At 70.1% G+C, this 25,500-nt stretch carries 25 protein-coding genes, 1 other RNA gene and 1 riboswitch; of the genes, 13 read left to right on the forward strand and 13 right to left on the reverse strand.

Going from position 1 to position 25,500, the window contains the following annotated elements; all coding sequences use genetic code 11:
* Positions 1-5: 5 nt before the first annotated feature.
* Both U5771_RS00220 and U5771_RS00225 read right to left on the reverse strand, forming a co-directional pair.
* The gene (locus U5771_RS00220; RefSeq protein WP_322022109.1) at positions 6-4,058 is read right to left on the reverse strand and encodes a translocation/assembly module TamB domain-containing protein; all 4,053 of its coding nucleotides are present in this window, start codon (positions 4,056-4,058) and stop codon (positions 6-8) included.
* 28 nt (positions 4,059-4,086) lie between these two features.
* Positions 4,087-5,901: an autotransporter assembly complex family protein gene (locus U5771_RS00225; protein WP_322022110.1), complete on the reverse strand. Its 1,815-nt coding sequence runs from the start codon at positions 5,899-5,901 to the stop codon at positions 4,087-4,089.
* A gap of 208 nt (positions 5,902-6,109) precedes the next feature.
* Here U5771_RS00225 and U5771_RS00230 point away from each other — a divergent pair, with 208 nt between their 5' ends.
* The 4 genes from U5771_RS00230 to panD all read left to right on the forward strand — a co-directional run bounded on the left by U5771_RS00230 (position 6,110) and on the right by panD (position 8,701).
* Entirely contained in the window at positions 6,110-6,298 is a 189-nt protein-coding gene (locus U5771_RS00230; RefSeq protein ID WP_322022111.1) for a DUF3460 family protein, read from the forward strand.
* 4 nt (positions 6,299-6,302) lie between these two features.
* Positions 6,303-7,175 carry a ScpA family protein gene (locus tag U5771_RS00235; RefSeq protein ID WP_322022112.1) on the forward strand — a complete coding sequence of 291 codons (873 nt, stop codon included), beginning with the start codon at positions 6,303-6,305 and terminating at the stop codon, positions 7,173-7,175.
* Positions 7,176-7,433: 258 nt separating this feature from the next.
* Complete coding sequence (gene panC, locus U5771_RS00240; protein ID WP_322022113.1) at positions 7,434-8,273, forward strand: pantoate--beta-alanine ligase; 840 nt, start codon at positions 7,434-7,436, stop codon at positions 8,271-8,273.
* Positions 8,274-8,314: 41 nt separating this feature from the next.
* Complete coding sequence (panD, locus tag U5771_RS00245; protein WP_006754524.1) at positions 8,315-8,701, forward strand: aspartate 1-decarboxylase; 387 nt, start codon at positions 8,315-8,317, stop codon at positions 8,699-8,701.
* A 181-nt stretch (positions 8,702-8,882) separates the two neighbouring features.
* Here the strand turns inward: panD and U5771_RS00250 are convergent, their stop codons facing one another.
* The 4 genes from U5771_RS00250 to U5771_RS00265 all read right to left on the reverse strand — a co-directional run bounded on the left by U5771_RS00250 (position 8,883) and on the right by U5771_RS00265 (position 11,962).
* On the reverse strand, positions 8,883-9,533 hold the full coding sequence (locus tag U5771_RS00250) for a ParA family protein (RefSeq protein ID WP_322022114.1): 651 nt from the start codon (positions 9,531-9,533) through the stop codon (positions 8,883-8,885).
* 127 nt (positions 9,534-9,660) lie between these two features.
* Positions 9,661-10,074: a DoxX family protein gene (locus tag U5771_RS00255; RefSeq protein WP_322022115.1), complete on the reverse strand. Its 414-nt coding sequence runs from the start codon at positions 10,072-10,074 to the stop codon at positions 9,661-9,663.
* A gap of 163 nt (positions 10,075-10,237) precedes the next feature.
* A complete protein-coding gene (locus U5771_RS00260) occupies positions 10,238-10,378 on the reverse strand; it encodes a hypothetical protein (protein WP_322022116.1) in 141 nt (46 codons plus the stop codon).
* Between the two features lie 81 nt (positions 10,379-10,459).
* On the reverse strand, positions 10,460-11,962 hold the full coding sequence (locus U5771_RS00265) for a cobyric acid synthase (protein ID WP_322022117.1): 1,503 nt from the start codon (positions 11,960-11,962) through the stop codon (positions 10,460-10,462).
* A gap of 75 nt (positions 11,963-12,037) precedes the next feature.
* On the opposite strand from U5771_RS00265, the gene cobU reads away from it, so the two are divergent.
* From cobU to U5771_RS00285, 4 genes are read left to right on the forward strand one after another with little or no spacing between them, the layout of a single operon-like run.
* A complete protein-coding gene (cobU, locus tag U5771_RS00270) occupies positions 12,038-12,598 on the forward strand; it encodes a bifunctional adenosylcobinamide kinase/adenosylcobinamide-phosphate guanylyltransferase (RefSeq protein WP_322022118.1) in 561 nt (186 codons plus the stop codon).
* Positions 12,592-13,536, forward strand: a complete 945-nt coding sequence (gene cbiB, locus U5771_RS00275) for an adenosylcobinamide-phosphate synthase CbiB (RefSeq protein WP_322022119.1) — start codon at positions 12,592-12,594, stop codon at positions 13,534-13,536. The genes cobU and cbiB overlap by 7 nt, the downstream gene beginning before the upstream one ends.
* On the forward strand, positions 13,529-14,548 hold the full coding sequence (cobD, locus tag U5771_RS00280; protein WP_322022120.1) for a threonine-phosphate decarboxylase CobD: 1,020 nt from the start codon (positions 13,529-13,531) through the stop codon (positions 14,546-14,548). The genes cbiB and cobD overlap by 8 nt, the downstream gene beginning before the upstream one ends.
* Positions 14,545-15,456, forward strand: a complete 912-nt coding sequence (locus U5771_RS00285) for a cobalamin-binding protein (RefSeq protein ID WP_322022121.1) — start codon at positions 14,545-14,547, stop codon at positions 15,454-15,456. The genes cobD and U5771_RS00285 overlap by 4 nt, the downstream gene beginning before the upstream one ends.
* Before the next feature lie 47 nt (positions 15,457-15,503).
* On the opposite strand, the gene cobC is transcribed toward U5771_RS00285, so the two are convergent.
* The 5 genes from cobC to U5771_RS00310 are packed head-to-tail and all read right to left on the reverse strand — an operon-like array spanning position 15,504 to position 19,775.
* Positions 15,504-16,088 carry an alpha-ribazole phosphatase gene (cobC, locus tag U5771_RS00290; RefSeq protein ID WP_322022122.1) on the reverse strand — a complete coding sequence of 195 codons (585 nt, stop codon included), beginning with the start codon at positions 16,086-16,088 and terminating at the stop codon, positions 15,504-15,506.
* A complete protein-coding gene (locus U5771_RS00295; protein ID WP_322022123.1) occupies positions 16,073-16,846 on the reverse strand; it encodes an adenosylcobinamide-GDP ribazoletransferase in 774 nt (257 codons plus the stop codon). Before U5771_RS00295 ends, cobC begins: the two co-directional genes overlap by 16 nt.
* Positions 16,839-17,894 carry a nicotinate-nucleotide--dimethylbenzimidazole phosphoribosyltransferase gene (gene cobT, locus U5771_RS00300; RefSeq protein ID WP_322022124.1) on the reverse strand — a complete coding sequence of 352 codons (1,056 nt, stop codon included), beginning with the start codon at positions 17,892-17,894 and terminating at the stop codon, positions 16,839-16,841. Before cobT ends, U5771_RS00295 begins: the two co-directional genes overlap by 8 nt.
* Before the next feature lie 52 nt (positions 17,895-17,946).
* The gene (locus U5771_RS00305; RefSeq protein WP_322022125.1) at positions 17,947-18,759 is read right to left on the reverse strand and encodes an ABC transporter ATP-binding protein; all 813 of its coding nucleotides are present in this window, start codon (positions 18,757-18,759) and stop codon (positions 17,947-17,949) included.
* Positions 18,756-19,775 carry an iron ABC transporter permease gene (locus U5771_RS00310; RefSeq protein ID WP_322022390.1) on the reverse strand — a complete coding sequence of 340 codons (1,020 nt, stop codon included), beginning with the start codon at positions 19,773-19,775 and terminating at the stop codon, positions 18,756-18,758. Before U5771_RS00310 ends, U5771_RS00305 begins: the two co-directional genes overlap by 4 nt.
* A 724-nt stretch (positions 19,776-20,499) precedes the next feature.
* Positions 20,500-20,753: riboswitch (cobalamin riboswitch) on the reverse strand.
* Between the two features lie 176 nt (positions 20,754-20,929).
* Between U5771_RS00310 and U5771_RS00315 the strand changes: the two genes are divergently transcribed.
* From U5771_RS00315 to U5771_RS00335, 5 genes are all read left to right on the forward strand, one after another.
* A complete protein-coding gene (locus U5771_RS00315) occupies positions 20,930-21,280 on the forward strand; it encodes a hypothetical protein (protein ID WP_006750007.1) in 351 nt (116 codons plus the stop codon).
* Positions 21,277-21,591, forward strand: coding sequence for a cell division protein ZapA (locus tag U5771_RS00320; protein WP_011885730.1), 315 nt, complete (start codon positions 21,277-21,279; stop codon positions 21,589-21,591). Before U5771_RS00315 ends, U5771_RS00320 begins: the two co-directional genes overlap by 4 nt.
* A gap of 81 nt (positions 21,592-21,672) precedes the next feature.
* Positions 21,673-21,854: non-coding RNA, 6S RNA (ssrS, locus tag U5771_RS00325), on the forward strand.
* Between the two features lie 69 nt (positions 21,855-21,923).
* A complete protein-coding gene (locus U5771_RS00330; RefSeq protein WP_322022126.1) occupies positions 21,924-22,385 on the forward strand; it encodes an EVE domain-containing protein in 462 nt (153 codons plus the stop codon).
* A gap of 191 nt (positions 22,386-22,576) precedes the next feature.
* Positions 22,577-23,317: an SIMPL domain-containing protein gene (locus U5771_RS00335; RefSeq protein ID WP_322022127.1), complete on the forward strand. Its 741-nt coding sequence runs from the start codon at positions 22,577-22,579 to the stop codon at positions 23,315-23,317.
* A 186-nt stretch (positions 23,318-23,503) separates the two neighbouring features.
* Here the strand turns inward: U5771_RS00335 and lgt are convergent, their stop codons facing one another.
* Together lgt and U5771_RS00345 are read right to left on the reverse strand one after the other, a co-directional pair.
* Positions 23,504-24,394 carry a prolipoprotein diacylglyceryl transferase gene (gene lgt, locus U5771_RS00340; RefSeq protein WP_322022128.1) on the reverse strand — a complete coding sequence of 297 codons (891 nt, stop codon included), beginning with the start codon at positions 24,392-24,394 and terminating at the stop codon, positions 23,504-23,506.
* An 89-nt stretch (positions 24,395-24,483) separates the two neighbouring features.
* Positions 24,484-25,401: a LysR substrate-binding domain-containing protein gene (locus U5771_RS00345; protein ID WP_322022129.1), complete on the reverse strand. Its 918-nt coding sequence runs from the start codon at positions 25,399-25,401 to the stop codon at positions 24,484-24,486.
* Between the last annotated feature and the right edge of the window lie 99 nt (positions 25,402-25,500).

Raw genomic sequence — 25,500 nt, forward strand, 5'->3', positions numbered from 1 at the left:
CACCGTCACCGCTGGCTGAACCAGCGATCGAAGCGCCGCGTGTAGTTCAGGTCGACACCCTGGAACGTGCCGCCATACGCGGACACCGACCAGAAGCGCGTCAGGTTGATCGTCGCCTTGAACGCGTTGCTCGCCGACTGCAGCCCCTGCTCGAAGCCGAGCACGAAGCGCTCGTTGATCGCCTTCGAGACCTGGATGACCTGCGGATCGGTCAGCCCGACGTCGCTGCGGCCGATCGAGAATTCGTCGAGGCCGAAGGTCTGCGCGACACGCTTGCCGGTCACGCTGCCCAGCAGCGCGAGCGCCGCCGTCATCGTGCCCTGCTGGCCGACGTTGTTGCCCTGGTCGGTGCCGTGCCCGAACAGCAGCCACGACAGCTTTTCGTTGTCCGTGACGTTCGGCTCCGACACCAGCTTGACCGTCAGCGACTGGATCGTGCCGGTGACCTGCACCCCTGCCTCGACTTCCTGATTGCGCCGCATCGCGAGGATGTTCACGCCCGGGTTCGACACGGGGCCATTGAACGTGAAGAAACCGTTCTCGACCGCGAGCTTGCGGCCGAACGACGTATACGTCGACCCTTCCGTCACGCGCACGTTGCCGACCGCGCGCAGCGGCACGCCCGGCGCGCTCGTCACGGTGATCGTGCCGCGCAGCCCGAGGTCGGCGCCGTGGCCCTTGAAGCGGAAGTTGTTGCCGAGGCCGATGTCGATGTTCGCGCGCGGCGCGAGCGACGGCGCCGGCTTGTCCACGGCCTTCTGCGGCTTCGCGACCGCCGTGCCGGTCGGTGTCTCGCCGCGCACCGTGCCGTCCGGCCGCATCACGACGACATCGTCGGACAGGTGCGGCGCCGCGTCCTCCGGCAGATCGAACAGCGCGCGGTCGACGACGAACTTGCCGTCGATCGACAGCGCGCCGCGCGGCCCGTCGTTCGCGACGGTCGCCTTGCCCGACAGCGACAGCTTGCGGTCCGGCGCCGCGAACAGTTCGAGCTTGTCCGCGACGATGCTCGCGGTCAGGTCCGGCGCTTCGCCGTCGAGACGCACGCGGCCGATCGCGCGCAGCGTGCCGTCGCCGCCGTGGAACTCGACCTGCTGGAATTCGACGAGGTTCTCCGCGAGCTTCACGCGCACGATGCCGTCCTTCAGCTGCACGCCCTGGTCGACGAGCGTCGCGGACAGATCGTCGCCCGTCAGCATCCCCGACACGTTCGGCTTCACCGGCGTGCCCGCGATCGTCAGGTTCAGCGCCGCGCGCCCGCCGAGCAGGTAGCTCGGCCCGAACAGGTTGCCGGTCGCCTTCAGCGACGGGATCGCGGCGTCGATGCGGCCCGACAACCGGCCGTCGTCGACGACGCCGAACACACCGTCGCGCAGCGCGAACGGCACGGTGACGTTCGCGTCGAGCGTGCCGACGCGATTCGCCTTCGCGAGCGCCACCACGTTGAGCCGGTTGCCGGGTGCAAAGCTCGCGCGCGCGGACAGGTCGGTCAGCCCGAGCGACGCGATGCCGCGCCCGGTCTCGATCGTCACGTCGCCGCCGCGCCGCTTCACCTGCACGTAGCCCGTCGCGTTCGCGCCGAGCGAGAAGTCCCAGTCGGCATCGAGCACGACGTCGGTGCGCACCGGCGGCCGCTGGCCCGTCAGCTCCTGGCGAATCTCGAGGAAACGTGCGACCGACGCGTCGCGCACGGCGCCTGTCGAGCGCATCTGGCCGTGATCGAACACGAACGACTTCAGGTCGATCGCCGCGCCTTCGAGCGTGAGCCGCGTCGCGCCGAGCGTCACGCGGCCGGCGCCGGCCGACACGGTGAGCGGCGCCTGCAGCGCCACCGCCGGCGTGCCGCGGTTCGCGAGACGCGTGACGGTGCCGTCCCAGCGCATCCCGTCGCGGCTCTCGACCACGCCGCCGTTCGCCGCGAGCGTCAGGTCGATCACGCGGCCGCCGGCCGTCCCGGTTGCCGATGCGTCGAGCGTGTGCTTCGCTCGCGTGCCGTCGAGGTTCGCGCGCAGCGATTTCAGTTGCAGCGTGCCCAGCGCGATGTCGGTCGCGTCGGCCGTGAACACGAGCGCACCGTGTGCGCCGTCGCGAATGTCGGCGCGGCCCTGCGCGGCACCGATCCGGTTCGAGCCGACCACGACGTGCTGGGCCTTGTAGGTGGCCGTCACGTTCGGATGCGCGAAGCTGCCGGTCAACTCGCCCTGCGCCTGCACCAGCCCCTGCACGCCGAAGCCGAGCCGGTCGAGCTCCGGCGCGTCGACGACGAAGCGCAGCCGGTCGCCCGGCGCGCCGAAACTGCCGCGCAGGTCGACGTGGTTACCCGCGATCGACAGGTTCGCATTGCTCGGCAGGATCCGCGTGCCCGCGAGCTGCACGACGCCGGCGCCGGTCAGCGGCACGCCGTCGTACAGGCTGTCGCCGAGCTTGAAGGTCGCCTTGGTCGACACCTGCGGCGCGAACGCGCCGGATGCCGTCAGCGTGCCCGACACGCGCGTCTCGCCGCGCGTGGCCGGGGCCTTGGCCGCCGTCTTCGCCGTTTTTGCGGCCGGCTTGCCGCCGCCCGCGCCCGGCGCGCGCATCGCCGCGAGCAGCAGCGGATCGAACGCGGTCAGCGTCGCCTTCGCGTCGTAGCTCGAATGCGCGTCGTGACGGAACACGCCGGTCAGGTCGATACGGCCCTTGCCCGCCGTCACGCGCGCATCGGTCAGCACCGTCTGCTGCGGCGTCAACGCGACCTTCGCACGCGCGCCGAGCGCGAGCTTCGGATCGTTCAGGTTGAAGTCGACGGTCGTCACGTCGCCGGCGAGCGTCACGCCGAGCGGGCCGCCAAGACGCATCGGCCGCAACTCGGCGACGAAGGCATTGAGGTCGAGATTCGCGACCTTCAGGTCGAAGCGACCCTTGCCGCCCGCCAGCGTGCCGTTGCCGGTCACGCTGCCGTCGCGGATCAGTTTCAGCGCGAGGCCGTCGATCCGCTGCGCGTGCGCGTCGAGATTGACGGTCGCGTGCGCGTCGACGACCGGCAGCAGGTGCTCGCCGAGCGTGCCGGGTTTCGCGTTGACGATCGACACCGGGCCGGTCACCGCGAATCCCTGCGGTGCGGCGCCGGCCGGCGCGGCCACCGGCGCCAGCTCCGCACGCACCGCGAGATCGGCGGCCGGCGCGCCCGGCGCGAACGCCTGCGGGTTCACGTGATCGAACGCGAGCGACGCGCGCGTGAGCGGCACCGCGCCGAACGGCGCGGCCTCGACGTGCGCGCGGCCGTTCAGCTTCATCCCGCTCGCGGCGACGTCGGCGACGAGCGCTTCGAGCGAACCCGATACGTTCGCGCTCGCATTGACCGGTTCGTCGGCGAGCTTGCCGACGTAGGTCGCGTTGCCCGTCAGCGCGAACGGCTTCACGCCGTCGAGCTTCGCGCGCGCGGTCAGCGCGCCGTAAGGCGTGTCGACGCCGTCGAGCGCGAGTTCATGGTGACGGCCGTCGCTGTGGCCGCTCAGCGCGAGATGATCGAGCTGCGTCGTCGAGCCGCCTTCGTGGATCGCCAGGCGATCGACGCGCAGGTCGTCGATCCGCACCTGCAGCGGCAGGCTCAGGTCCTGCGGCGTCGTGGCCGGTGTCGACGGCCCCGGCGCGATCCGCACGTCGATCGTGCCCGCGCGGAGATAGGCAACGGACAGCCGCCACGGCGCGCGGGTCAACGCCCAACGGCCGTCGAGCCGGTCGATCCGCACTTCGGTGCCGGCGCCGCCGGGGGTCGTCCACGCGAAGCCGCGCAGCCGCACGCCCGTCGCGAGCGCACCGCCTTCCAGCGTGCCTGCCAGCCGGCCGCCCAGCACGCGCACGGCCGTCTGCCACGCGAGCCGCGTGCCGCGCTCGGTCGTCGCCGCGGCCAGCACGAGCCCGGCCGCCAGCACGACGAGCAGCACGACCGTCGCGAGCGTCCACGCGACGATCCGGCCCGCACGCCCGCGCCGCGGCGCGCGCGGCGGCGCGTCAGGCGCGCGCTCGGGCGAGTCCGGATCGTGAGGCGGCGGCGTGTCGTGCGGGTCCTTCGTCATGCGGTTCGTCGTGGCTCGGGCAATAAGGTCAGAAAGCGATGCCGAGCGTCAGGTACGGGCGCACGCTATGGTTGCGCAGTCCGTACGCGACGTCGACGTTGATCGGGCCGACGGGGCTGCGCCAGCGCGCGCCGATGCCGACGCCCGGGTAGAACACGCGCTCGCCCCATGCGTCGGTCGCGGTGCCGATGTCGAAGAAGGTCGCGGCACCCCAGTCCCGGTTGAACCAGTGCTGGTATTCGGCCGTGCCCGTCATCAGGTACTTGGTCGGCAGCACGGAGCCGTCGACACTGTTGCCGATGCTCTGGTAGCCGTAGCCGCGCACCGAATTCGAGCCGCCCGCGCGGAACAGCAGCGACGCCGGCACGCCGGTCGAGCTGCCGCTCGTGAACACGCCGCCGAGCTCCGCGCGGAACACGAACAGGTCGCGCTTGCCGATCGGCACGTACTGCTGGCCGCGCGCGTATCCGCGAATGAAGGTCTGGTCGGTCAGCACGCCCTTGATCGCGAAGCCGGCCTCCGCGTGGATCAGGTTGCCCGAGCGCGGGAACAGCGGATCGTCGACGTTGCGACGCGTCCAGGCCCACTGCGGCACCAGCGCGCGGCTCGTGGTCGGCCCCGCGCCGTTCTGGTCGAGCCGGTCCTGGTAGTACATCAGCGAGTACGCGTAGTCGATGAACTGACCGGTGCGCGTGCGCTGCACGCCGACCCGCGTGCTGTAGATGCGCGTATCCGACACGTTGGTGTTCGTGTACGACGCGAGCACGCTGTTGGTCCACCCTTTCTCGCCGGGCGGCATCGACAGCTGGACCTGGCCGTACTGCTGGATCTGGTCGAGCCGGCCAGACACGGTGAGCGGCCACGCGGCGCCGAACGTGTCGAGGTAGGTGTAGGAGCCCTGCACGTGCGGGCCCGTATCGGTCGCGTAGCCGACGCCGCCGCGAATGCTGTTGTAAGGGAACTCGCTGACCTTCACATGCACGGGCGTGCGCTCGGGCTTCGCCGTGTCGTCGCCGACGTCGATCGCGACGCTCGCGTAGTAAGGCGTGTTCTGCAGCTGCCGCTGCAGCTCGGTGATCCGCTGCACGTCGTAGATCTCGCCTTCCGACAGCGGATTGACGTTCGTGACGATCTTCTCCGGATAGCGGCGCACGCCGTCGACGTCGACCTTGCCGATCGTAAACGTCGGGCCGCTGTCGAACGTGACGGCCAGCGTCGCGCGCTGCGTGCGCGGATCGATGCGCGCCTCCGACGACGCGATCTTCGCGCCCAGGTAGCGGCGCGACTGCAACTGCTTGAGCGCCGCCCCCTTCGCGCCGTCCCAGTCGGACTGCGTGAACGGGTCGCCCGGCTTCAGCGAGAACGCGAAGCGGGTCGCGGCCTCCTGCTTCGGATCCTCGCTGCCGACCGGGCCCTTGAACGCCAGGTCGACCGTCGACACGACGGTCTGCGGCCCCGGATCGACGGCGACGCGCACGTCGCGCCTGCCGTCGCGCGTGCGCACGTCGGTGCGCACGACCGGCGAGAAATAGCCGGCCGTCGCGGTCAGGTCGCGCACCTGCTGCGGTGTCGCGGTCACGAGGAAGTCGAACTGGTCGTCGCTGATGTCGTCGCGCTTCGCGAAGCGCGCAATGTCGAGATGGGCCTTGAGGAGCTTGCGGATCGAGCGCGGCGCGTCGATGTCGACGTCGTACTTCGCGTAGGCCGGCAGCACGACGAACGCGGCGAGACAGCCCGCGAGGGTCGCCCGCGCGACGCGGACCGCGGCGCCGGCGCGATCGCGTTCCGTGCGCGGGCCGGCCTCATGCGCCGTGTGTGCTTGCTGGTTCGCCTGACCCGCCAAATATGACCTCGCCCTCGGTTGTGATGGTTTTGTGGAAAACCCTGTATTTGACCACAGGGCGCCGGCGTCAAAGCCAAACGATTCTGAAAGACCGCCCGGGCCAGCCGATTCGACGCGCGATTGCCGCCGGCTGTTCCCCGCGATGCGGTAAAATCCCGCCATCGCGAATCCGGCGCATCGTGCGCCGCCCGAAACGGAAAGCCAAGCCATGCCGTACCAGTCCGACGTCACGCAATTCCTGAACCAGCTCAAGCAACAGAAGCCGACGCTCGAAGAAGAGCAGCGCAAGGGCCGTTCCCTGCTGTGGGACAAGCAGCCGATCGACCTCGACGAGCGCGCCGAGCAGCAGGATTCGCGCGTGAAGCAAACGTCCTACGTCTACTACCAGAACTTCTGACGACGTGAGCGCCGCCGACGAGGCCAGCACCGCCCGGCAGGACGACGCGGTCGCCGCGCCCGCGGGCGCCGATTCGACGCCCGACACGGTCGACGGTGTCGCGGCGTTCGCACGCCTGTACGGCGAGCCGCTCTTCAAGCTGCCGCAGGATCTCTACATCCCGCCCGATGCGCTCGAGGTGTTCCTCGAGACGTTCGAAGGCCCGCTCGACCTGCTGCTGTACCTGATCCGCAAGCAGAACTTCAACGTGCTCGACATCCCGATGGCGCAGGTCACCGCGCAATATCTGGGTTACGTCGACCAGATCCGCACGTCGAACCTGGAGCTGGCGGCCGAATACCTGCTGATGGCCGCGATGCTGATCGAGATCAAGTCGCGGATGCTGCTGCCGGTCAAGAAGGCCGACACCGGCGAGGAAGCCGAGGATCCGCGCGCGGAACTCGTGCGCCGCCTGCTCGAATACGAGCAGATGAAGCTTGCCGCGCAACGCCTCGACCAGTTGCCGCAGCTCGGCCGCGACTTCCTGCGCGCCGAGGTCTACATCGAGCAGAGCATCACGCCGCGCTTCCCGGACGTCGATTCGGACGACCTGCGCGCCGCGTGGGCCGACGTGCTCAAGCGCGCGAAGCTCGTCCAGCACCACAAGATCTCCCGCGAGGAGCTGTCGGTGCGCGAGCACATGAGCCTGATCCTGCGCCGGCTGCAGAACGCACGCTTCATGGAGTTCGCCGACCTGTTCGACACGTCGCGCGGCGTGCCGGTCGTCGTCGTGAACTTCATCGCGATGCTCGAACTCGCGCGCGAATCGCTCGTCGAGATCACGCAGGCCGAACCGTTCGCACCGATCTACGTGCGCCTCGCGTACCTGCCCGCGTAAGGCGCCCCGCCGCGCCCGCGTTTCCCCCGCACCCCCAACCCGCCGCATCCCGCCGTCGAGCCCGCCCGCGCGGGCTGCCAGCGGTGCGCCCGATTAAAAAGTGAACGATCGTTCTTTTTTCGATGCGTCCGGCGGCCAAATCCTCTACAATCCGCCGACGCCCGATGCGCCGCCCGCGCGCCGGCGTTCTCCGCTTCGACCCCGACGCCGCTGTTGCGGCGCCAACGCGCGCATGCGCGAGGAACCCGCTACCCGATCATGAAAGTCATCAGCTCGATCCAGGAACTGCGCGACCAGTTGCGCGGACAGAACCGCACGGCGTTCGTGCCGACGATGGGCAACCTGCACGAAGGTCACCTGTCGCTGATGCGCCTCGCGCGCCAGCACGGCGACCCGGTCGTGGCGAGCATCTTCGTCAACCGGCTGCAGTTCGGCCCGAACGAGGATTTCGACAAATATCCGCGCACGCTGCAGGACGACATCGAGAAGCTGCAGAAGGACAACGTCTACGTGCTGTTCGCGCCGACCGAGCGCGACATGTATCCGGAGCCGCAGGAGTATCGCGTGCTGCCGCCCGACGACCTCGGCGGGATTCTCGAGGGCGAGTTCCGCCCCGGCTTCTTCGCCGGCGTGTGCACGGTCGTCACGAAGCTGATGTCCTGCGTGCAGCCGCGCGTCGCGGTGTTCGGCAAGAAGGATTACCAGCAGCTCATGATCGTGCGCCGGATGTGCCAGCAGCTCGCGCTGCCGGTCGAGATCATTGCGGCCGAGACCGTGCGTGACGAGGACGGCCTCGCGCTGTCGTCGCGCAACCGCTACCTGACGACCGACGAGCGCAAGGAAGCGCCCGAACTCGCGAAGACGCTGCAGCGCGTGCGCGAAAGCGTGCTCGGCGGCGAACGCGACCTCGGCAAGCTCGAGCAGCACGCGCGGGCGCACCTGGCCGAGCGCGGCTGGGTGCCCGACTACATCGCGATCCGCCGCCGCGCGAACCTGATCGCGCCGAGCGCCGCCGAGTTCGAAGCCGGCGAGCCGCTCGTCGTGCTCGCGGCCGCGAAGCTCGGCGCGACGCGCCTGATCGACAACCTGGAAATCTGACGGGCCGCCCGCCCTCGCCTCTCACGCATCACGGAGATACCATGCAGCGCCACATGCTCAAATCGAAGATCCACCGCGCGGCCGTCACGCACTGCGAACTGCACTACGAAGGCTCGTGCGCGATCGACGAAGACCTGCTCGAAGCGGCGAATCTCGTCGAAAACGAACGGATCGACATCTGGAACATCAACAACGGCGAGCGTTTCTCGACGTACGCGATCAAGGGCGAGCGCGGCAGCGGGATGATTTCGCTGAACGGCTCGGCCGCACGCCGCGCGCAACTCGGCGACCTCGTGATCATCGCGGCGTTCGCGATGGTCGACGAAGCCGAGCTGCAGGCCGGCTGGAAGCCGAAGCTCGTGTTCATCGACGAAGGCAACAAGATCAAGGGCCACCGCGATCACGTGCCGACGCAGAACTGGACCTGATTCGCGCGGCGGCCGGCGTGTCGCGACACGCCGGATCGCTGCCGCGGCACCCCGCGCGCCGTGACGGCCGGCGCCGCGCAGCCGCATATGCAAGAAGGGCCTGATCCGGCACGGTGCCGGATCAGGCCCTTCTTCATTCACCCTGCTCTGCCGGGCCTCGCCGGTGTTCGGCCGCTGGCGGTCAGGATGCCTTGGCGACTTTCGGCGCGCGGCGCTCGGCCCATTCGACGATCGGCCGCCACTGTTCCAGATCCTTCTCGACGCGGCTCTTCGCGACGTCCCACAGCGTCAGGCCGTGCGCGGCGATCTGCACGTAGTTCTGCGTGTCGCGCACGTAGCCGAGCACCGGCAGTCCCAGCCCTTCGACGAAACGGTGCAGCTGGTCGGACGAGCGCGTGCGCGCATCGACCCGCATCCCGACGATCCCGACCTCGACGTTGCCCTTGCGCACGGCCTTCTCGCCGGCGAGGCGCTCCAGAAACTGCTGGGTCGCGAGAATATCGAACATCGACGGCTGCAGCGGCACGATCACCTTGTCGGCGAGCTGCAGCGCGACGTTGAGCCGGTTGCCGTGCAGGCCGGCCGGCGTGTCGATCACCGCATATTCGAGGCCGCGCGGCGGCTTCGACGGCGCGTCCGGGTCGAGCTCCCACGCCTCGATCGCCGGCAGGCCGGCCGGCCGCAGGTCGAGCCACGCATGCGCGGACTGCTGCCGGTCCAGATCGGCGAGCGCGACCCATGCGCCCTGCGCCGCGAAATAGCCGGCAAGATTGGTGGACAGCGTGCTCTTCCCCACGCCGCCCTTCGGATTCGCCACCACGATCACCGTCATGAATTCCCCCGAAAAAGCCGCGCGGCGCCTGCCGCCCTGGCAGGCGCCGCTCGAATGCGGATACAGGGAGCGATGATATCGGCAAACGGGGTGTCACCGGAACGGGTTGCGCCGATGCCCGCCCCGTTTATGCGGTCCGCGTCGCGGCGCGCGGTGCGCCGAGCGCGAACGCACCGCCGCCCAGCAGCGCCTGCACGGCCAGCGTGACGGCCCAGAACGCCGGGTATTCCCAGCCACCGTTCGGCGACGCGAAGCTCCAGCCGTTCGGCAGATGCGCGGAAACCGCGCCGAGCATGAACGGCAGCAGCACGAGCGCGGCGATCCGCACGCGGAAGCCCGCGAGCAGCGCGAGGCCGCCGGCCAGTTCGACGACGGTGGTCACATACGCGAGCCAGCCCGGCAGGCCGATCGACGCGAAGAACTGCGCGGTGCCGGGCAGCGTGAAGACGAACACCTTCTGCGCGACGTGCGCAAGGTACAGCACGCCGAGTGCGACACGCAGCAGCGTCGCGCCGAGCTCGTTCAGGCGATTGGGGTTCATGGCGAATTCCTTCGTGAGTGGATGAGAATGGATCGCACTCTATTCGAATCGATTCGGCCAATAAACATGCGTCCAGGCTTTAACTGATTCCTGAATGGAACGAATCGGGTAATGAAAAAGGGCATGACCGACCATGCCCCGATACCCGCACCCGCCGCGAAGCTCAGCCGCCGCTCTTGCCTTGAGTGGCATCGCCCGAGCCGGCCGGGCCGCCGCCCGGTGCGTACGAATCGCACGCGTGTGCAACCGCCGACGCGCCCAGCAGCGCCGCGAGCAGCACGCTCAACCACCATCGAGCCTTCATCGTCGCGCTCCTTCGGGCGGACCTCCGCCCATCTGAGTTGTACGCGATCCGCCGCAAAATGCCAGGCCGGCGCGCCATGCGTCAGCGGAACTCGGCGTACAGCGCGCGCAGGTCGAGATGCGCGGCGAACGAATCGGCCAGCCGCTCCAGCGACGCCTCGCGCAGCGCCGGGTAGTCGATGCGCTCCGCGCCGTCGAGCCCCGCCCACGCGAGGAGTGCCGCGCACGCGTCGGGCGCGTCGAACAGCCCGTGCACGTAGGTCGCGAGAATCTGCCCGTCGGCCGACCGTGCGCCGTCCGTGCGCACGCCGCCCGGTGCGTCGCCGGCCGCCAGTTCCAGCGCGGGCGCCGCGAGCGCGGGCCCGCACGTGTCGCCCATGTGGATCTCGTAGCCGTGCACCGCGGCCGCGCCGGGCAGCGCGAGGTGCCCGGTCACGTTCTTCAGCGTCTTGTCCGGCTGCAGCGTCGTGTCGAAATCGAGCAACCCGAGCCCCGGCACGCTGCCGGGCGCGCCTTCGAGGCCGAGCGGATCGTCCAGCGTGCGGCCGAGCATCTGCATCCCGCCGCAGATGCCGAGCACCTTGCCGCCGTAGCGCAGGTGCCGGCGGATCACCGTGTCCCAGCCCGCGTCGCGCAGCCACGCGAGATCGCGCTGCACGCTTTTCGAGCCGGGCAGGATCAGCAGGTCGGCGTCCGGCACCGGGCCGCTCTTCCAGTACGAGAACTCGACCTGCGGATGCGCGCGCAGCGGGTCGAAATCGGTGTGGTTGCTGATGCGCGGCAGCGCGGGCACCACCACGCGCAGCACGCCGGCGTCGCCGCGCACGGCGGCGCTGCGCGCCTGCGACGGCAACATGTCCTCGGCGTCGAGCATCAGCCCGTGCAGGTACGGCAACACGCCGAACACCGGCTTGCCCGTCTGCGCGCGCAGCCAGTCGAGGCCCGGTTCCAGCAGCCTGAGGTCGCCGCGAAAACGGTTGATGACGAAGCCGCGCACGCGCGCGCGCTCGCTGTCCGACAGGCACGCCAGGGTGCCGACCAGGTGCGCGAACACGCCGCCGCGGTCGATGTCGGCCACCAGCACGACCGGGCAGTCCACGCGTTCGGCGAAACCCATGTTCGCGATGTCGCCCTCGCGCAGGTTGATCTCGGCCGGGCTGCCCGCGCCTTCGACAAGCACCGTGTCGTAGCCGGCGCGCAGCCGCGCGTACGACTCGAGCACCGCGTCGAACGCGACCGGCTTGTAGTCGTGGTACGCACGTGCATCGAGGTTCACGCGCGCCTTGCCGTGAATGATCACCTGCGCGCCGCGATCGCTCGTCGGCTTCAGCAGCACCGGATTGAAATCGGTATGCGGCGCGACCCCCGCGGCGAGCGCCTGCAGCGCCTGCGCGCGGCCGATCTCGCCGCCGTCGGCCGTCACCGCGCTGTTCAGCGCCATGTTCTGCGGCTTGAACGGCGCGACGCGCGCGCCTGCGCGGCGCGCGAGGCGGCACAGGCCCGCGACGAGCGTGCTCTTGCCCGCGTCGGACGTCGTGCCCTGGATCATCAAGGTGCCGCGCGGCCGCGGTTCGGGTGCGTTCATCGTGTGCAAGGTCGTGGCGAAGCAAAGGCAGCATTATCGCCCGCGTGCGGTCGCCCGCGCCGTTACAATCACGCGATGATTCCGCACGACCTCACCTTCGTCCTCGGCGGCGCGCGCTCGGGCAAGAGCGCGCACGCCGAGCGCCTCGCCGCCGACAGCGGCCGCCCCGTCACCTATATCGCGACCGCGGCCGCGACGGCCGCCGATGCCGAATTCGAACGGCGCATCGCGCATCACCGCGCGCGCCGGCCGGCCGACTGGGGCTTCGCCGACGCACCCGTCGACCTCGCCGGCACGCTCGCGCGGCTCGACGATCCGCACGCGTGCCTGCTCGTCGACTGCCTCACGCTGTGGCTCACGAACCTGCTGTGCCCGCTCGACGGCGAACCGCTCGACGATGCGCAGTACGCGGTGCAGGTCGAGCAGCTCGAGCAGGCATTGCGTGGTGCGCGCGCGAAGGTGATCGTCGTCAGCAACGAAATCGGGCTCGGCGTCGTGCCGCTCGGGTCGGTCACGCGCCGCTACGTCGACGAACTCGGGCGTCTGAACCAGCGCATCGCCGCGCTCGCGACGCGCGTGACGCTGCTGGTCGCCGGGCTGCCGCTCGAGCTGAAGGCCGGAGCGCCGTCATGCTGATGCTGTCGCTGCCGGTCGTCGCGATGCTCGCGGTCGTAGCCGCGCTCGTCGATCGCCTCGTCGGTGAACCGGCCGGCTGGCATCCGCTGGTCGCATTCGGCCGGCTCGCCGCGCGCATCGAAGGCGCGCTGAACACCGGCCGGCGCGGCCGCATGGTCGGCGTCGCCGCATGGGTCGCGGCGGTGCTGCCGCCGGTGGCCATCGCCGCGTGGCTCGCCGCCGTGCTGCCCTGGCCGCTCGCGGCCGCGCTGCACGTCGCGCTGCTCTGGTTCGCGCTCGGCGCGAAGAGCCTCGCCGACCATGTCGCACCGATCGCCGCCGCGCTGCTGCGGCACGATCTCGACGCCGCACGCACACTGACCGCGCGGATCGTGTCGCGCGACACGAGCGCAGCCGACGAAGGCGCGCTGTCGCGCGCGGCCGTCGAATCGGCGCTCGAAAACGGCAACGACGCGATCTTCGGCGCGCTCTTCTGGTTCGTCGTCGCGGGCGGCCCCGGCGCGCTGCTGTTCCGGCTCGCGAACACGCTCGACGCGATGTGGGGCTACCGCACGCCGCGCTTCCTGACCTTCGGCTGGGCCGCCGCGCGCCTCGACGACGCGCTCAACTGGATGCCCGCGCGCCTCACCGCCGCGAGCTACGCGCTGCTTGGCGACACGGCCGCCGCGTGGCGCTGCTGGCGCACGCAGGCGCGCCACTGGGACAGCCCGAACGCGGGCCCCGTGATGGCCGCGGGCGCCGGCAGCCTGAACGTGCAGCTCGGCGGCCCGGCCGTCTATCACGGCGAAATCGAAGACCGTCCCGCGCTCGGCACCGGCGCGCCCGCGACGGCCATGCACGTCGTCGCCGCGCTGTCGCTCGTCACGCGCACGCTCGCGCTGTGGCTCGCGCTGCTCGTCGCGAGCGGCGCACTCCTCCTCGCCACCCATCATGTCTGACGCACGCATCCCGCACGGCGGCAACCTGCACGAAGCCGCACGCCGCCACGGCATTCCGTACGACGCCTGGCTCGACCTGTCGACCGGCATCAATCCGGTCGGCTATCCGGTGCCGCCCGTTCCGGCCGACGCATGGCGCCGGCTGCCCGACGACGGCGACACGCTCGCCGCGTGCGCGACCGGCTACTACCACGCGCCCGATGCCGCGCACGTGCTGCCGGTCGCCGGCAGCCAGGCCGCGATCCGCGCGTTGCCCGCGCTGCTGCCGGCCGGCGATGCCGGCGTCGCGGCGCTCGCGTATGGCGAATACGCGCCCGCCTTCGCGCGTCACGGCCATCGCGTCGTCCCGCTCGACATCGACGCGGACGTGCTGCCCGCAACGCTGCATCACGTCATCGTCGGGAATCCGAACAATCCGACTGCCGAATCCGTTCCGACCGAACGACTGCTCGGCTGGCATGCGCAGCTGTCCGCACGCGGCGGCACGCTGATCGTCGACGAGGCATTCGCGGATACGGGCGCCACGCCATCGCTCGCGCCGTACACCGATCGTCCGGGTCTCGTCGTGCTGCGTTCGGTCGGCAAGTTCTTCGGACTCGCCGGCATTCGCGCGGGTTTCGTGCTCGCGCATCCCGAGCTGATCGCCGCGCTGCGCGACCTGCTCGGCGCGTGGACCGTCAGCGGCCCCGCGCGTCACGCGGTCGCCGCCGCGTTCGCCGATCGCCCATGGCAGACCGCCGCCCGCGAGCGGCTCGCGGCCGACGGCGAACGCCTCGCCGCGCTGCTGCGCGCGCACGGCTTCGCGGTGCACGCGACACCGCTGTTCAGCTGGACCGACGACCCGCGCGCCGCCGCGCTGCATGCGGCGCTCGCCGCGCACGGAGTCTGGACGCGATACTTCGCGCAACCGTCGAGCGTGCGCGTCGGCCTGCCGGGCAGCGAAGCGGAATGGCAGCGCGTCGCCGATGCGCTCGCGCAGTGCGTCCCGACGCTGCAACGGGCATCCGCATGAACGCCCGCCTGTTGCGCCGGCTGCCGGCGCTCGCGATGCTGGTCGCGCTCGCGCCCTTCGCTCACGCCGACGTCACGACCCGCGACGACGCCGGCAATGCCGTCACGCTGCCCGCACCGGCGCAACGCGTGATCAGCCTCGCGCCGCATGCGACCGAGCTGGTCTACGCCGCCGGCGGCGGCGCGAAGCTGGTCGGCACGGTCACCTACAGCGACTACCCGCCCGCCGCGCAGGCCGTGCCGCGCGTCGGCGACAACAAGGCGCTCGACCTCGAGCGGATCGCCGCGCTGAAGCCCGACCTGATCGTCGTCTGGCGCCACGGCAATGCCGAGCGGCAAACCGATGCGCTGCGTGCGCTGCACATTCCGCTGTTTTTCAGCGAACCGAAGCATCTCGACGACGTCGCGACGTCGCTGCGCCGGCTCGGCACGCTGCTCGGCACGGAACCGGCAGCCGACGCGGCCGCGGCATCGTTCTCGCGCGATATCGCGGCGCTGCGCGCGCGTTACACGGCGCGCCCGCCCGTCACGATGTTCTTCCAGGTATGGGACCGACCGCTGACGACGCTCAACGGCGCGCATCTGTTCAACGACGTCATCACGCTGTGCGGCGGTCGCAACGTGTTCGCGACGCTCAAGCCGCTCGCGCCGACCGTCACCGACGAGGCCGTGCTCGCGGCCGATCCGGAAGCGATCGTGACGACGCGTGCCGGCGCGACGCGTTCGGACGCGCCGCTGCCGAGCCTCGCGCGCTGGCGTGCATGGCCCGCGCTGACGGCCGTGGCGCGCAACAACCTGTTCGCGATCGACGGCGATCTGCTGACGCGGCCGTCGCCGCGGATCGCACAAGGCGCGGCCGCGCTGTGCGAGGATCTCGACGCCGCGCGGGCACGGCGGCCGGCGCGCTGAATTCGGGCTTCGGCATCCTGCCGCGCTTCGAACCCATGCGCGATCGCCTATTCGTCCCAGTGGACGACTTCCCACGTGCGTGGGGCATCGCCCAGACGCAACCAGACGACGCCGCCCGTCGGCACCGGCCGCGACAACAGCGTATCGAGCGGCACGCGCAACGCATGCGCAGCGAAGGCACGGATCACGCCGGCATGGGTGAGCGCCCATTGCGGCTCATCGGTCCGCGCGACCGCGTCCGCGATCCGTGCGACACGCGCGGCGAACCGTGCGACGCTTTCGCCGCCATGCGCGCACGCATGCATCAGGTCGGCCACCCACGCATCGAGCGCGGCGCGGTCGATATCGTCCCAGCGCTGCAGCTCCCACGCGCCGAAGTCCATTTCCTGCCAGCCCGCGTCGCGCCGCAACGGTACGTCGAACGCCTGCGCGAGCCGCTCGGCGACCGATGCGCAACGCGTCAGCGGGCTCGTCCAGACCTGCGCGGGCAACGGCGCCCCGAGCGCCGCCAGACGCTCGCGCACGGTCTTCGCCCCCGCCTCGGCCGATGCGGCGAGCGGCACGTCGCTGCGTCCGTAGCAAACGCCCGGCTCGACATCGACGGCCGGATGGCGAATCAGGACGAGGTCCATCCCAGCACCACGAGATAGATCGCCAGCTCGCTCAACTGCTGCGCGAAGCCGAGACAGTCGCCCGTATAACCGCCGATCCGCTTCACGAAATAGCGGGCCGCCCAGGCGCGCACGAGCACGAGCGCGACGACGGCCGCGACGCCCGCGCGCCAGTCCGGCCAGAACAGCCACGGCAGCCCGAATGCGGCCGCGACCCAGGCCGCGCGCGCGCCCATCCGCTGCGCGACCGGTTTCGCCTTGCCTTCCGGCCGGACGTAGTCGAGCGACATCAACAGGCTGACGGCCCCCGCGCGACTCGCCGCATGCGCGGCGATCATCGTCCACGCGGCGCGCGGCGGCGGCATGGCCGCGAGCGCCTGCCATTTCAGGCCGAGCGCGATCACGAGCGCGACCGCGCCGAACGTGCCGATTCGCGAATCGTGCATGATGCGCAGCACGTCGTCGCGCGCGTAGCCGCCGCCGAACGCATCGCAGCTGTCGGCGAGCCCATCCTCGTGGAATGCGCCGGTCGCGAGCAGCGTCGCGGCCATCGACAACCCGACCGCGATCGACGCGGGCAGCACGCGCAGCGCCGCGAGATAGACGAGCGCGCCCCATGCGCCGACGCATGCGCCGACCAGCGGGAAGTAACGCGCGGCCTGGTCGAGATCGCCGGCCGCGTAGCCGATCGCGCGCGGCACCGGCACGCGCGTGAAATAACCGAGCGCGACGAAGAAGTAGCGCAGTTCGGCGCGTACGCCCGGTGCGCGTTCAGGCATCACGATCGTCGACGCCCGCGGATTCGAAGCTCGCCATCTCGGTGAGGAACGCGACCGCCGCGCGCACCAGCGGCAGCGCGAGCGCGGCACCCGTGCCTTCGCCGAGGCGCAGGTCGAGCGCGAGCAGCGGCTTCGCGCCGAAATGCTCGAGCATGCGCCGGTGCCCGGCCTCGTGCGACGTGTGCGAGAACACGCAGTAGTCGCGCACGCCGGGCGCGATGCGCTCGGCGACGAGCAGCGCGGCCGTCGCGATGAAACCGTCGACGAGGATCGTCATCCGCTCGCTCGCGGCCGCGAGATATGCGCCCGTCATCATCGCGATCTCGAAGCCGCCGAAGGTCGCGAGCACGTCGAGCGGCGCGATCGCGTGCGAATGCCGGACGAGCGCGCGCCCGAGCACCGCGCGCTTGTGCGCGAGCCCCTGGTCGTCGAGGCCCGTGCCGCGCCCGACGCACGCGTCGATCGGCACGTCGAGCAGACGGCTCATCAGGCACGCGGCCGACGACGTGTTCGCGATCCCCATTTCGCCGAAGCCGATCACGTTCGTGCCGAGCGATGCGTGCAGGCGCACGCGCGCCGCACCGGCGACGAGCGCCGTCATCGCCTCGTCGCGTGTCATCGCGGCTTCGACCGCGAAGTTGCGCGTGCCGCGCGCGACCGGCAGCGACACGAGCCGGTCGGACACCGGCAGCGGCGACGCGACGCCCGCATCGACGATCTCGAGCACGCTCTGCGCGACGCCCGAGAACGCATTGATCGCCGCGCCGCCGGCCAGGAAGTTCGCGACCATCTGCGCGGTGACCGCCTGCGGATACGGGCTCACGCCCTCGGCCGCGATCCCGTGGTCGCCGGCGAATACGATCGTCACGGGACGCTGCACGTGCGGCCGCTCGGTACGCTGGATCAGGCCGATCTGCAGCGCGATCGCCTCGAGCTGGCCGAGACTGCCGGGCGGCTTGGTCTTGTGATCGATCACATGCTGCAGGCGCGTGCGCAGCGTGTCGTCGAGCGGCGCGATCGCGGGCGGGAAGTCGGTCGGTTTCGTCATCGGAAGGTTGCCTCGTTGGCGCGGCCGGTGCCGCGCATCGATAGAAGGAAGTTCATCGCCGCTCGGGCCACGCGGGCAGCAGCGCATCGCGGCCGTTCTCGCGGATCAGCACGAGCGGATAACCGAACGCATCGCTGGCGCGCGCCGGCGTCAGGACATCGTGCACGGGGCCCGCCCACGCATGGCCGCGGCCGTCGAGCAACAGCGCGTGCGTCGCGAAACGCCGCGCGAGATTCAGGTCGTGGCACGAGAACAGCACCGTGCGCGGGCCTGCGTCGAGCCAGGCGTTCAGCGCGGTCAGGCCATCGATCTGGTGATGCAGGTCGAGATGGGCGAGCGGTTCGTCGAGCAGCATCAGCGGCGCGTCCTGGCACAGCGTCGCGGCCAGCGCGACGCGCTGCCGTTCGCCGCCCGACAGCGACAGCACGTCGCGCGACGCGAGCGCGCTCAGCCCGAACGTCGCGAGCGCGTCGCGCGCGGCCGCGCGGTCGCCGTCGCGCTCCCAGCCCCAGCCGCCGAGATACGGGAAGCGGTTGAGCAGCACCGTGTCGAATACCGTCGCGCTGAATGCGTCGTGCAATTGCTGCGGCATCAGCGCGCGGCGCCGTGCGAGCTGCTCGGGCGGCCATGCGGCGAGCGGCCGGCCGTCGATCTCGACCTGGCCGCCGGCCGGCCGCTGCAGGCCCGCGAGCGTCGCGAGCAGCGTCGTCTTGCCGGCGCCGTTCGGCCCCGCGACGCACCAGATCTCGCCGGGCCGGAACGTCTGCGTGAAGCCGTCGAGCAGCGTCCGTTCGCCGGCCCTCAGCGTGAGATCGACCGCCGCATAGGTCATGTCGCCGGCGGGGTGCGGTGCGGCATGCGTCATCGCATCGGTCTCCTCAGCAACATCCACAGGAACACCGGCACGCCGATCAACGCGGTCATCACGCCGACCGGCAATTGCGCGGGCGCGATCGCGGTGCGCGCGAGCAGGTCGGCCGCCATCACGCCGCCGCCGCCCGCGAGCATCGCGGCGGGCAGCAGCATGCGCTGGTCGTTGCCGAATGCAAGCCGCAGCGCGTGCGGCACGACGAGGCCGACGAAACCGATCGTGCCGGCCGTCGTCACCGCGGCCGCGGCGGCCAGCGACGCGACGAGGTAGATCCGCATGCGCAGTCGCGCCACCGGCACGCCGAGCGCGAGCGCGGTCGCGTCGCCGCGCAGCAGCACGTTGAGCTGCGGCGCGGCCGGCAGCGCGACGCATGCGGCCAGCAGCAGCGCGCCCCATGCGAACCAGGGTGTCGTCACACCGTTCAGGTCGCCCGTCAGCCAGAAAATGATGCCACGCAGTCGCGCGTCGGGCGCGAGCGACAGCAGCAGCGTGACGAGCGCCCCCCACCCGGCCGCGATCACGACCCCCGTGAGCAACAGCCGCGGCGACGCATCGCGCGCGTCGCCGCGCCACAGCTCGCGGCGCGCCAGCCCGAGCACGAGCGCGACCGACACGAGCGCGCCGCCGAACGCGGACGCATCGACGAGCCACCACGCGGCGCCCGCGATCATCGCGACGAGCGCGAAGCCGGCCGCGCCGCCGGACACGCCGAGCACGTACGGCTCCGCGAGCGGATTGCGCAACAGCACCTGCAGCAGCGCACCGGCCAGCGCAAGCAGCGCACCGCACGCGAAGCCCGCGAGCGCACGCGGCAGCCGCAGCGTGCGCACGATGTCGGCGAACAGCGCGTCGCCGCCGTGCGGCACGAGCGACGCGAGCGCCTGCCACGGCGACATCGGCACGCTGCCGATCGACAGCGACGCGACGAACAGCAACGCGACCACGGCCGCGAGCACGGCCCAGATCGCGGCGGCACGCGCGGCACTCATGCGGCGCACGGCATCGCGCATGTGGCGCGACGTTTCCGCTGACCGTCGCGGCCGGCCGGGTGCTGCACCGGCTTCGCGCTCCGGCGTGTGGTTGGCATACGCAAGCTCGTCATCCTCGTCGAACAGGTTGTTGATGCGTGCACGGACGAACCGCGACGCGGCAATGTCATCTCGCGCGGCAAGCTTGACGATCCCGTCGTCGCCGAGCCGCGTGCCGCCCGAATCGTCGGTCGCACCGCTCGGGCGCGATGCGTGGCAAAACCGGTGATTCACGGCCATTGACGAACGATACCGCGCGCGGCGACCGGCACCCCGATTCCGCATTTCGTCGACCGCACTCCGCAACGTGACCGCCGGCGTCACGTCGGTCGCACCGACGTGACTCGATCGCGATCCGTCGAGCCGCACCTTCGCGCGGCCGACATGCTGCGCAATATAGTGGAAGCCGCCGCATCGGGTCGATCGGCAGCGCGGCTGCGTCACCGTCGAGAACGATCGGCGCGGTCACCGCGACGTCCGGCGGCAAGGGTGCAAGGTCGCGGCGCGCGACAGGCCCCGGCGCCGCGACAACGTCCGTCATCGCCGCTCCGGACGAATCGGCGTCCGCCGCAGTGTGCGCGACGGCGGCAAGCGGCACGTCATGGCATGCGCCGGGCGCCGTGCGGACGATTGGGGTCAGCATCGAAGACAAGTCCCGTGAAGCACTGCGCGCCCCGCTTCCCCGCAGGCCACGCGTCATGAAGCCGTGCAGGCTCCTCGCCTCGGCCGGTATCCGGGCTGGCGGCGTACCGGCTCGCCTTCCCGCGCGTATCACGCGCAGTGGCCCGCGCCCGCGTGCGACCTGCACGCGAAACGCGCCCGAGCCGGCCTGCGTCATGCGACGCGGCCGCTTACCGTTGCGGGGGCAGCGCAGGTTGGCGATCTCCGGGCGGAGCGCGCGCCCTGCTTCCCGTTTAACCGCGCGACGCACGCGCGAGCACCGAGGCGGCGCCAGTTTAGGAGCGGGCCGCGCGAGCGTCAAGAAAGCGGCCGGACCCATGCAGGACGCGCGCCGCGAACACGCCGGACCCGCATATTCGCGGCAAGAAGCCGGGGTGTTACGACTGGAAACGTTACAGATGTCGGAATGCGCGCTATTCCGCGCTAAAATGCTGGGTCTTTAGAGGACGCAGCAAATGCTCAACGAACTCGAAACCTTATCTCAAAATATTGGCCGTCTGATCTCGCTGAACAAGCGCTATCACTCGGAACGGCTCGCGCTCGAGGAGCAGGTCGCGCAAATGCGCGCGGAAGCGGACACGGTCCGCGCGGAACTCGCGCAACTGCGCGACGAACGCAATGCGCTCGCGGCCGAGCGCGACACACTGTCGGCAAAGATCGACGACGCCCAGGTCAAACTGAACGCGATTCTCGAAAAGCTGCCGCGCACGAAGAGTGCGGAGCAAGCCGACAACCAGCTCGACCTGCTGGATGCGCAGGCGCGCCCGGATAGCGACGACGCGGCCAGCCACGGAGAACATGCATGAGCACCAAGCAGATCGAAGTCTCGATTCTCGGTCAGCCCTATCGGCTCGCCTGTTCGGCCGAGACCGAAGCAGCGCTGCTCGAGGCCGTCGCACGCGTCGACGCCGAAATGTCGAAGATCCGCGCGAACAGCTCGGTGCGCGGCACCGACCGCATCGCGGTGATGGCCGCACTGTCGCTCGCATCCGAATTGCTGCGGCTGCAAACGAGCGTGCGTCACGGTGAAGCATTTCCGGCGGAAGAAATCCGTCGTACAATGCACCAGATGAACGAACAACTCGGCGCGGTGCTCGCACAGCACGAGACGCAGTAACAGTTTGATCGATGCGTCGATTCCCCTTGATCTTGGCGATCAACGGTGGTCAAATTGGCGCAACGAAACACAGTTCAGTCAGCTTCCCTGCCTGGTTCGCCAAGGTCATATATTCCTTGAACCAATGCCATGTGCACGGTTGCGGAAATTTGTAGCACGGGCGCGCGCGTCACTCTGTCTGATGTACCCGAAGTGCTGCTAACTGCGACCAATTCTGAACCCCAGGTTCAGGATGCCGGCCTAGCGGCCAAGGCGGGGGCCTATTCAACGGCATCGGGAACTCCCGATGCCGTTTCCTTTTGCAGCAGCCCTTTCTGCGTCGATCACGATCCATGCAATACTGGCTGATGAAGTCCGAACCGGACGAAGCAAGCATCGACGATCTCGCGCATGCGCCGCAGCACGCGCTGCCGTGGACCGGCGTGCGCAACTATCAGGCGCGCAATTTCATGCGCGACACGATGAAGATCGGCGACGGCGTGCTGTTCTATCACTCGAGCTGCCCCGAACCGGGCATCGCGGGCCTCGCCGAAGTCTCGTCGACGCCCTACCCCGATCCCACCCAGTTCGATCCGAAAAGCCCGTATTACGATCCGAAGTCGACGCAGGAAGCCCCGCGCTGGCTGCTCGTCGACGTGCGCTTCGTGAAGAAGTCGTCGCTCGTGCCGCTCGCCGCGCTGCGTGAACACGACGAACTCGCCGACATGCGCGTGCTCGCACGCGGCAACCGGCTGTCGATCACGCCCGTCACGCGTGCCGAGTGGCGCTTCATCACCGAAAAGCTGATGAAGTAGGCGTGCAGCAGGCGCGCGCCAAAGGTCAAATCCGGTCAACACGCGCCACCGCCACGGAACTCGCGGCGCGTTCGCGCAGCCTAAGCAACCGCTGTCACCCGATCGGGTCGACGGCCGTTTTTTCGTCGCGCGGTACGCCCGCGTCGCGCACGCGTGATCCGCATGCGCGCCCTCGCACAAGGAGTCCAACAATGACCAAGAAATCCGCCCTCGCGCTGTCGCTCGCCCTCGCCGCCGCCGTGCCCGTCGCGCTGACGCTCGCGTCGCCGGCCGCATACGCGCAAACCGCGAACCCGCATTTTCCGGAGCCGGCGGGCGTGCTGTCGCTGTCGTCGCAGGCCAGCGCCGACGTGCCGCAGGACATCATCCACATCACGCTGTTCTACGAACAGCAGGCGAAGGACCCGGGCAGCCTGACCTCCGCGCTGAACCAGCGCGCCGACGCGGCGCTCGCGCAGGCGAAGGGCGTGTCGGGCGTCACCGCGCGCACCGGCGCATTCTCCGTGTATCCGAGCACCGATCGCGACGGCAAGATCTCCGCATGGCGCGGTCGTACCGAAGTCGTGCTCGAATCGCGCGATTTCGCGGCGGCGTCGAAGCTCGCGGGCCAGTTGTCGAACCAGATGCAGGTCGCGAACGTCGAGTTCTCGCTGTCGCCCGAAGCGCAGCGCGCTGCCGAGCAGAAGCTCACGACCGAAGCGATCAAGTCGTTCCGCGCACGCGCGGACGAAGCCGCGAAGGCCTTCGGCTACAGCAGCTATTCGATCCGCGACGTGAACGTCGGCGGCAGCCGCAACGTGCAGCCGTACCCGCGCATGATGGCGATGGCCGCCGCACCGATGGACAGCGCGAAGATGAGCGCGCCGATCTCGGTCGAAGGCGGCAAGGCGACCGTGTCGGTCACGGTCAACGGCTCGGTGCAGATGAAGTAACGCGCATCGCGCGGCAGATGCGAAAACGCCGGCCCTCGGGCCGGCGTTTTTCGTTCGAGATCCCGCGATCGATGCGCACGCCGATCGTGCGCGTGGGCATCGCATCACATGTCATGCGTCACACGGCTCGCGCATGACGCGACCGCATGACGCAGCAACTTCATGCAGCAACTTCACGCAGCCCCCTCACGCAGCCGCATTCGCCGCACGGCGGCGATACGCCCACACCAGCAGCCCGATGCCTGCGAGGATCATCGGCAGCGACAGCCACTGCCCCATCGACAGGCCGAGCGCGAGCAGGCCGAGGAAATCGTCCGGTTCGCGCGCGAATTCGACCGTGAAGCGCGCGAGCCCGTAGCCGATCAGGAACAGCGCGGATATCGCACCCATCGGCCGCGGCTTGCGCGAGAAGAAGAACAGCACGAAGAACAGTGCAATGCCTTCGAGCGCGATTTCGTAGAGCTGCGAAGGATGGCGCGGCAGCATCTGGTACTGCATGAACACGTCGGCCAGATGCCACTTCTCGACGAGCGCCGGATGCTTCGGCAGCCATGCCGCGTCGTCGCGCATCGCGCCCGGGAACAGCATGGCCCACGGCGAATTCGGATCGGTCACTCGGCCCCACAGCTCGCCGTTGATGAAGTTGCCGAGCCGCCCGGCCGCGAGCCCCGTCGGCACCATCGGCGCGACGAAATCGGTGACCTGCAGCCAGTGGCGCTTGCGCTGCCACGCGAACAGCGCCATCGCGAGCGTCACGCCGAGGAAGCCGCCGTGGAACGACATCCCGCCTTCCCACACCTTGAACACGTCGAGCGGATGCGAGAAGTAGAAGTCGGCCTTGTAGAACAGCACGTAGCCGAGCCGGCCGCCGAGCACGGTGCCGAGCACGCCGTAGAACATCATGTCGTCGATGTCCTTCGCGGTCCAGCCCTGCGCCGCGACGTACGGCAGCTTCAGGCGGATCCGGCCGACGACGATCGCCGCGATGAAGCCGACGAGATACATGAGGCCGTACCAGCGCACGGCCAGCGGCCCGAGATGGATCGCTACGGGGTCGAAATTCGGGTGAATGATCATGGGTTAGCGATGAAGGTTTCGAATGCGGTACGGCGCTCGCACCGGCGCCGCTCCGCGCATTGGACGGCGCCGGCGCGCCATCGTTCGCATCATGCGGCGAGACCGTGCGCGCGCACGACGTCGATGAAGCCGGCAAGCACGGGGCTGACATCGCCGGTGCGCCACACGAGGCCCGTCTCGACGACCGGCGCGTCGCCGGCGAGCGGCCGGTAGACCACGCCGGTGCGCCGCAGGTTACGCAACGACTGCGGCACCAGTGCGACGCCCATGCCGGCCGACACGAGGCTGACGATCGTCTGCATCTGGATCGCCTCCTGGCCGATGCGCGGGGTTTCCCCCGCCGCGCCGTAGCAGCCCGTAATGATGTCATAAAAGCCGGGCGCCAAACGACGCGGGAAGATCACGAGCGGCAGCGCGGCCAGGTCGGCCAGATGCACGGGTTCGTCTTCGGGCACGCCGGGCGCCGCGGCCGCCGGCATCGCGACCACCAGCGGCTCGCGCTCGACCGGCAGGTACGACAGCCCGGCCGCGTGGCGCGGCGGCACCGGCGGAATCACGAGCCCCGCGTCGATGCGCCCCGCGACGAGTTCGTCGATCTGCACGTCGCTCGTCGCCTCCGCGAGCTGCAGCCGCACCTGCGGATAGCGCGCGCCGAACGCGCGCAGCAGCGACGGCAGCAGACCGTAATCGGCGGTCGACACGAACGCGAGCGACAGCGAACCGGTTTCGCCGCGCGCGAGCCGGCGCGCGAGCGGCGGCAGCGCATCGGCCGACGCGAGCAGCCGGCGCACGTCGGGCAGCAGCGCCGCGCCAACCGCCGTCAGCGCCACCGAGCGCTTGGTACGCGCGAACAGCGCGACGCCGAGCGTGTCCTCCAGCGCCCGGATCGCCTGCGACAGCGGCGGCTGCGTCATCGACAGGCGCTCGGCCGCCCGGCCGAAATGGCGCTCGTCGGCCACGGTCACGAAGTAGCGCCACTGGCGCAGGTCAGGCGTCGGGTCGGCCATGTTTGACTCATTCGCAAAACGACTTAATAAGCGACAAATAATATATTGGACATCCCAAACCGGAAACTCCATGCTTGATTGATCCGAACCGGCGCGTCG

Source organism: Burkholderia sp. BCC1977, assembly GCF_905339595.1.
Classification (GTDB): Bacteria; Pseudomonadota; Gammaproteobacteria; order Burkholderiales; family Burkholderiaceae; genus Burkholderia.

Excerpts from the sequence above, each read along its gene's own strand:
- U5771_RS00220 (WP_322022109.1), bottom strand. The coding sequence starts at position 4,058 with ATGACGAAGGACCCGCACGACACGCCGCCGCCTCACGATCCGGACTCG.
- U5771_RS00230 (WP_322022111.1), top strand. The coding sequence starts at position 6,110 with ATGCCGTACCAGTCCGACGTCACGCAATTCCTGAACCAGCTCAAGCAA.
- panC (WP_322022113.1), top strand. The coding sequence starts at position 7,434 with ATGAAAGTCATCAGCTCGATCCAGGAACTGCGCGACCAGTTGCGCGGA.
- panD (WP_006754524.1), top strand. The coding sequence starts at position 8,315 with ATGCAGCGCCACATGCTCAAATCGAAGATCCACCGCGCGGCCGTCACG.
- U5771_RS00250 (WP_322022114.1), bottom strand. The coding sequence starts at position 9,533 with ATGACGGTGATCGTGGTGGCGAATCCGAAGGGCGGCGTGGGGAAGAGC.
- U5771_RS00255 (WP_322022115.1), bottom strand. The coding sequence starts at position 10,074 with ATGAACCCCAATCGCCTGAACGAGCTCGGCGCGACGCTGCTGCGTGTC.
- U5771_RS00260 (WP_322022116.1), bottom strand. The coding sequence starts at position 10,378 with ATGAAGGCTCGATGGTGGTTGAGCGTGCTGCTCGCGGCGCTGCTGGGC.
- U5771_RS00265 (WP_322022117.1), bottom strand. The coding sequence starts at position 11,962 with ATGAACGCACCCGAACCGCGGCCGCGCGGCACCTTGATGATCCAGGGC.
- cobU (WP_322022118.1), top strand. The coding sequence starts at position 12,038 with ATGATTCCGCACGACCTCACCTTCGTCCTCGGCGGCGCGCGCTCGGGC.
- cbiB (WP_322022119.1), top strand. The coding sequence starts at position 12,592 with ATGCTGATGCTGTCGCTGCCGGTCGTCGCGATGCTCGCGGTCGTAGCC.
- cobD (WP_322022120.1), top strand. The coding sequence starts at position 13,529 with ATGTCTGACGCACGCATCCCGCACGGCGGCAACCTGCACGAAGCCGCA.
- U5771_RS00285 (WP_322022121.1), top strand. The coding sequence starts at position 14,545 with ATGAACGCCCGCCTGTTGCGCCGGCTGCCGGCGCTCGCGATGCTGGTC.
- cobC (WP_322022122.1), bottom strand. The coding sequence starts at position 16,088 with ATGGACCTCGTCCTGATTCGCCATCCGGCCGTCGATGTCGAGCCGGGC.
- U5771_RS00295 (WP_322022123.1), bottom strand. The coding sequence starts at position 16,846 with ATGCCTGAACGCGCACCGGGCGTACGCGCCGAACTGCGCTACTTCTTC.
- cobT (WP_322022124.1), bottom strand. The coding sequence starts at position 17,894 with ATGACGAAACCGACCGACTTCCCGCCCGCGATCGCGCCGCTCGACGAC.
- U5771_RS00305 (WP_322022125.1), bottom strand. The coding sequence starts at position 18,759 with ATGACGCATGCCGCACCGCACCCCGCCGGCGACATGACCTATGCGGCG.
- U5771_RS00310 (WP_322022390.1), bottom strand. The coding sequence starts at position 19,775 with ATGCGCGATGCCGTGCGCCGCATGAGTGCCGCGCGTGCCGCCGCGATC.
- U5771_RS00315 (WP_006750007.1), top strand. The coding sequence starts at position 20,930 with ATGCTCAACGAACTCGAAACCTTATCTCAAAATATTGGCCGTCTGATC.
- U5771_RS00320 (WP_011885730.1), top strand. The coding sequence starts at position 21,277 with ATGAGCACCAAGCAGATCGAAGTCTCGATTCTCGGTCAGCCCTATCGG.
- U5771_RS00330 (WP_322022126.1), top strand. The coding sequence starts at position 21,924 with ATGCAATACTGGCTGATGAAGTCCGAACCGGACGAAGCAAGCATCGAC.
- U5771_RS00335 (WP_322022127.1), top strand. The coding sequence starts at position 22,577 with ATGACCAAGAAATCCGCCCTCGCGCTGTCGCTCGCCCTCGCCGCCGCC.
- lgt (WP_322022128.1), bottom strand. The coding sequence starts at position 24,394 with ATGATCATTCACCCGAATTTCGACCCCGTAGCGATCCATCTCGGGCCG.
- U5771_RS00345 (WP_322022129.1), bottom strand. The coding sequence starts at position 25,401 with ATGGCCGACCCGACGCCTGACCTGCGCCAGTGGCGCTACTTCGTGACC.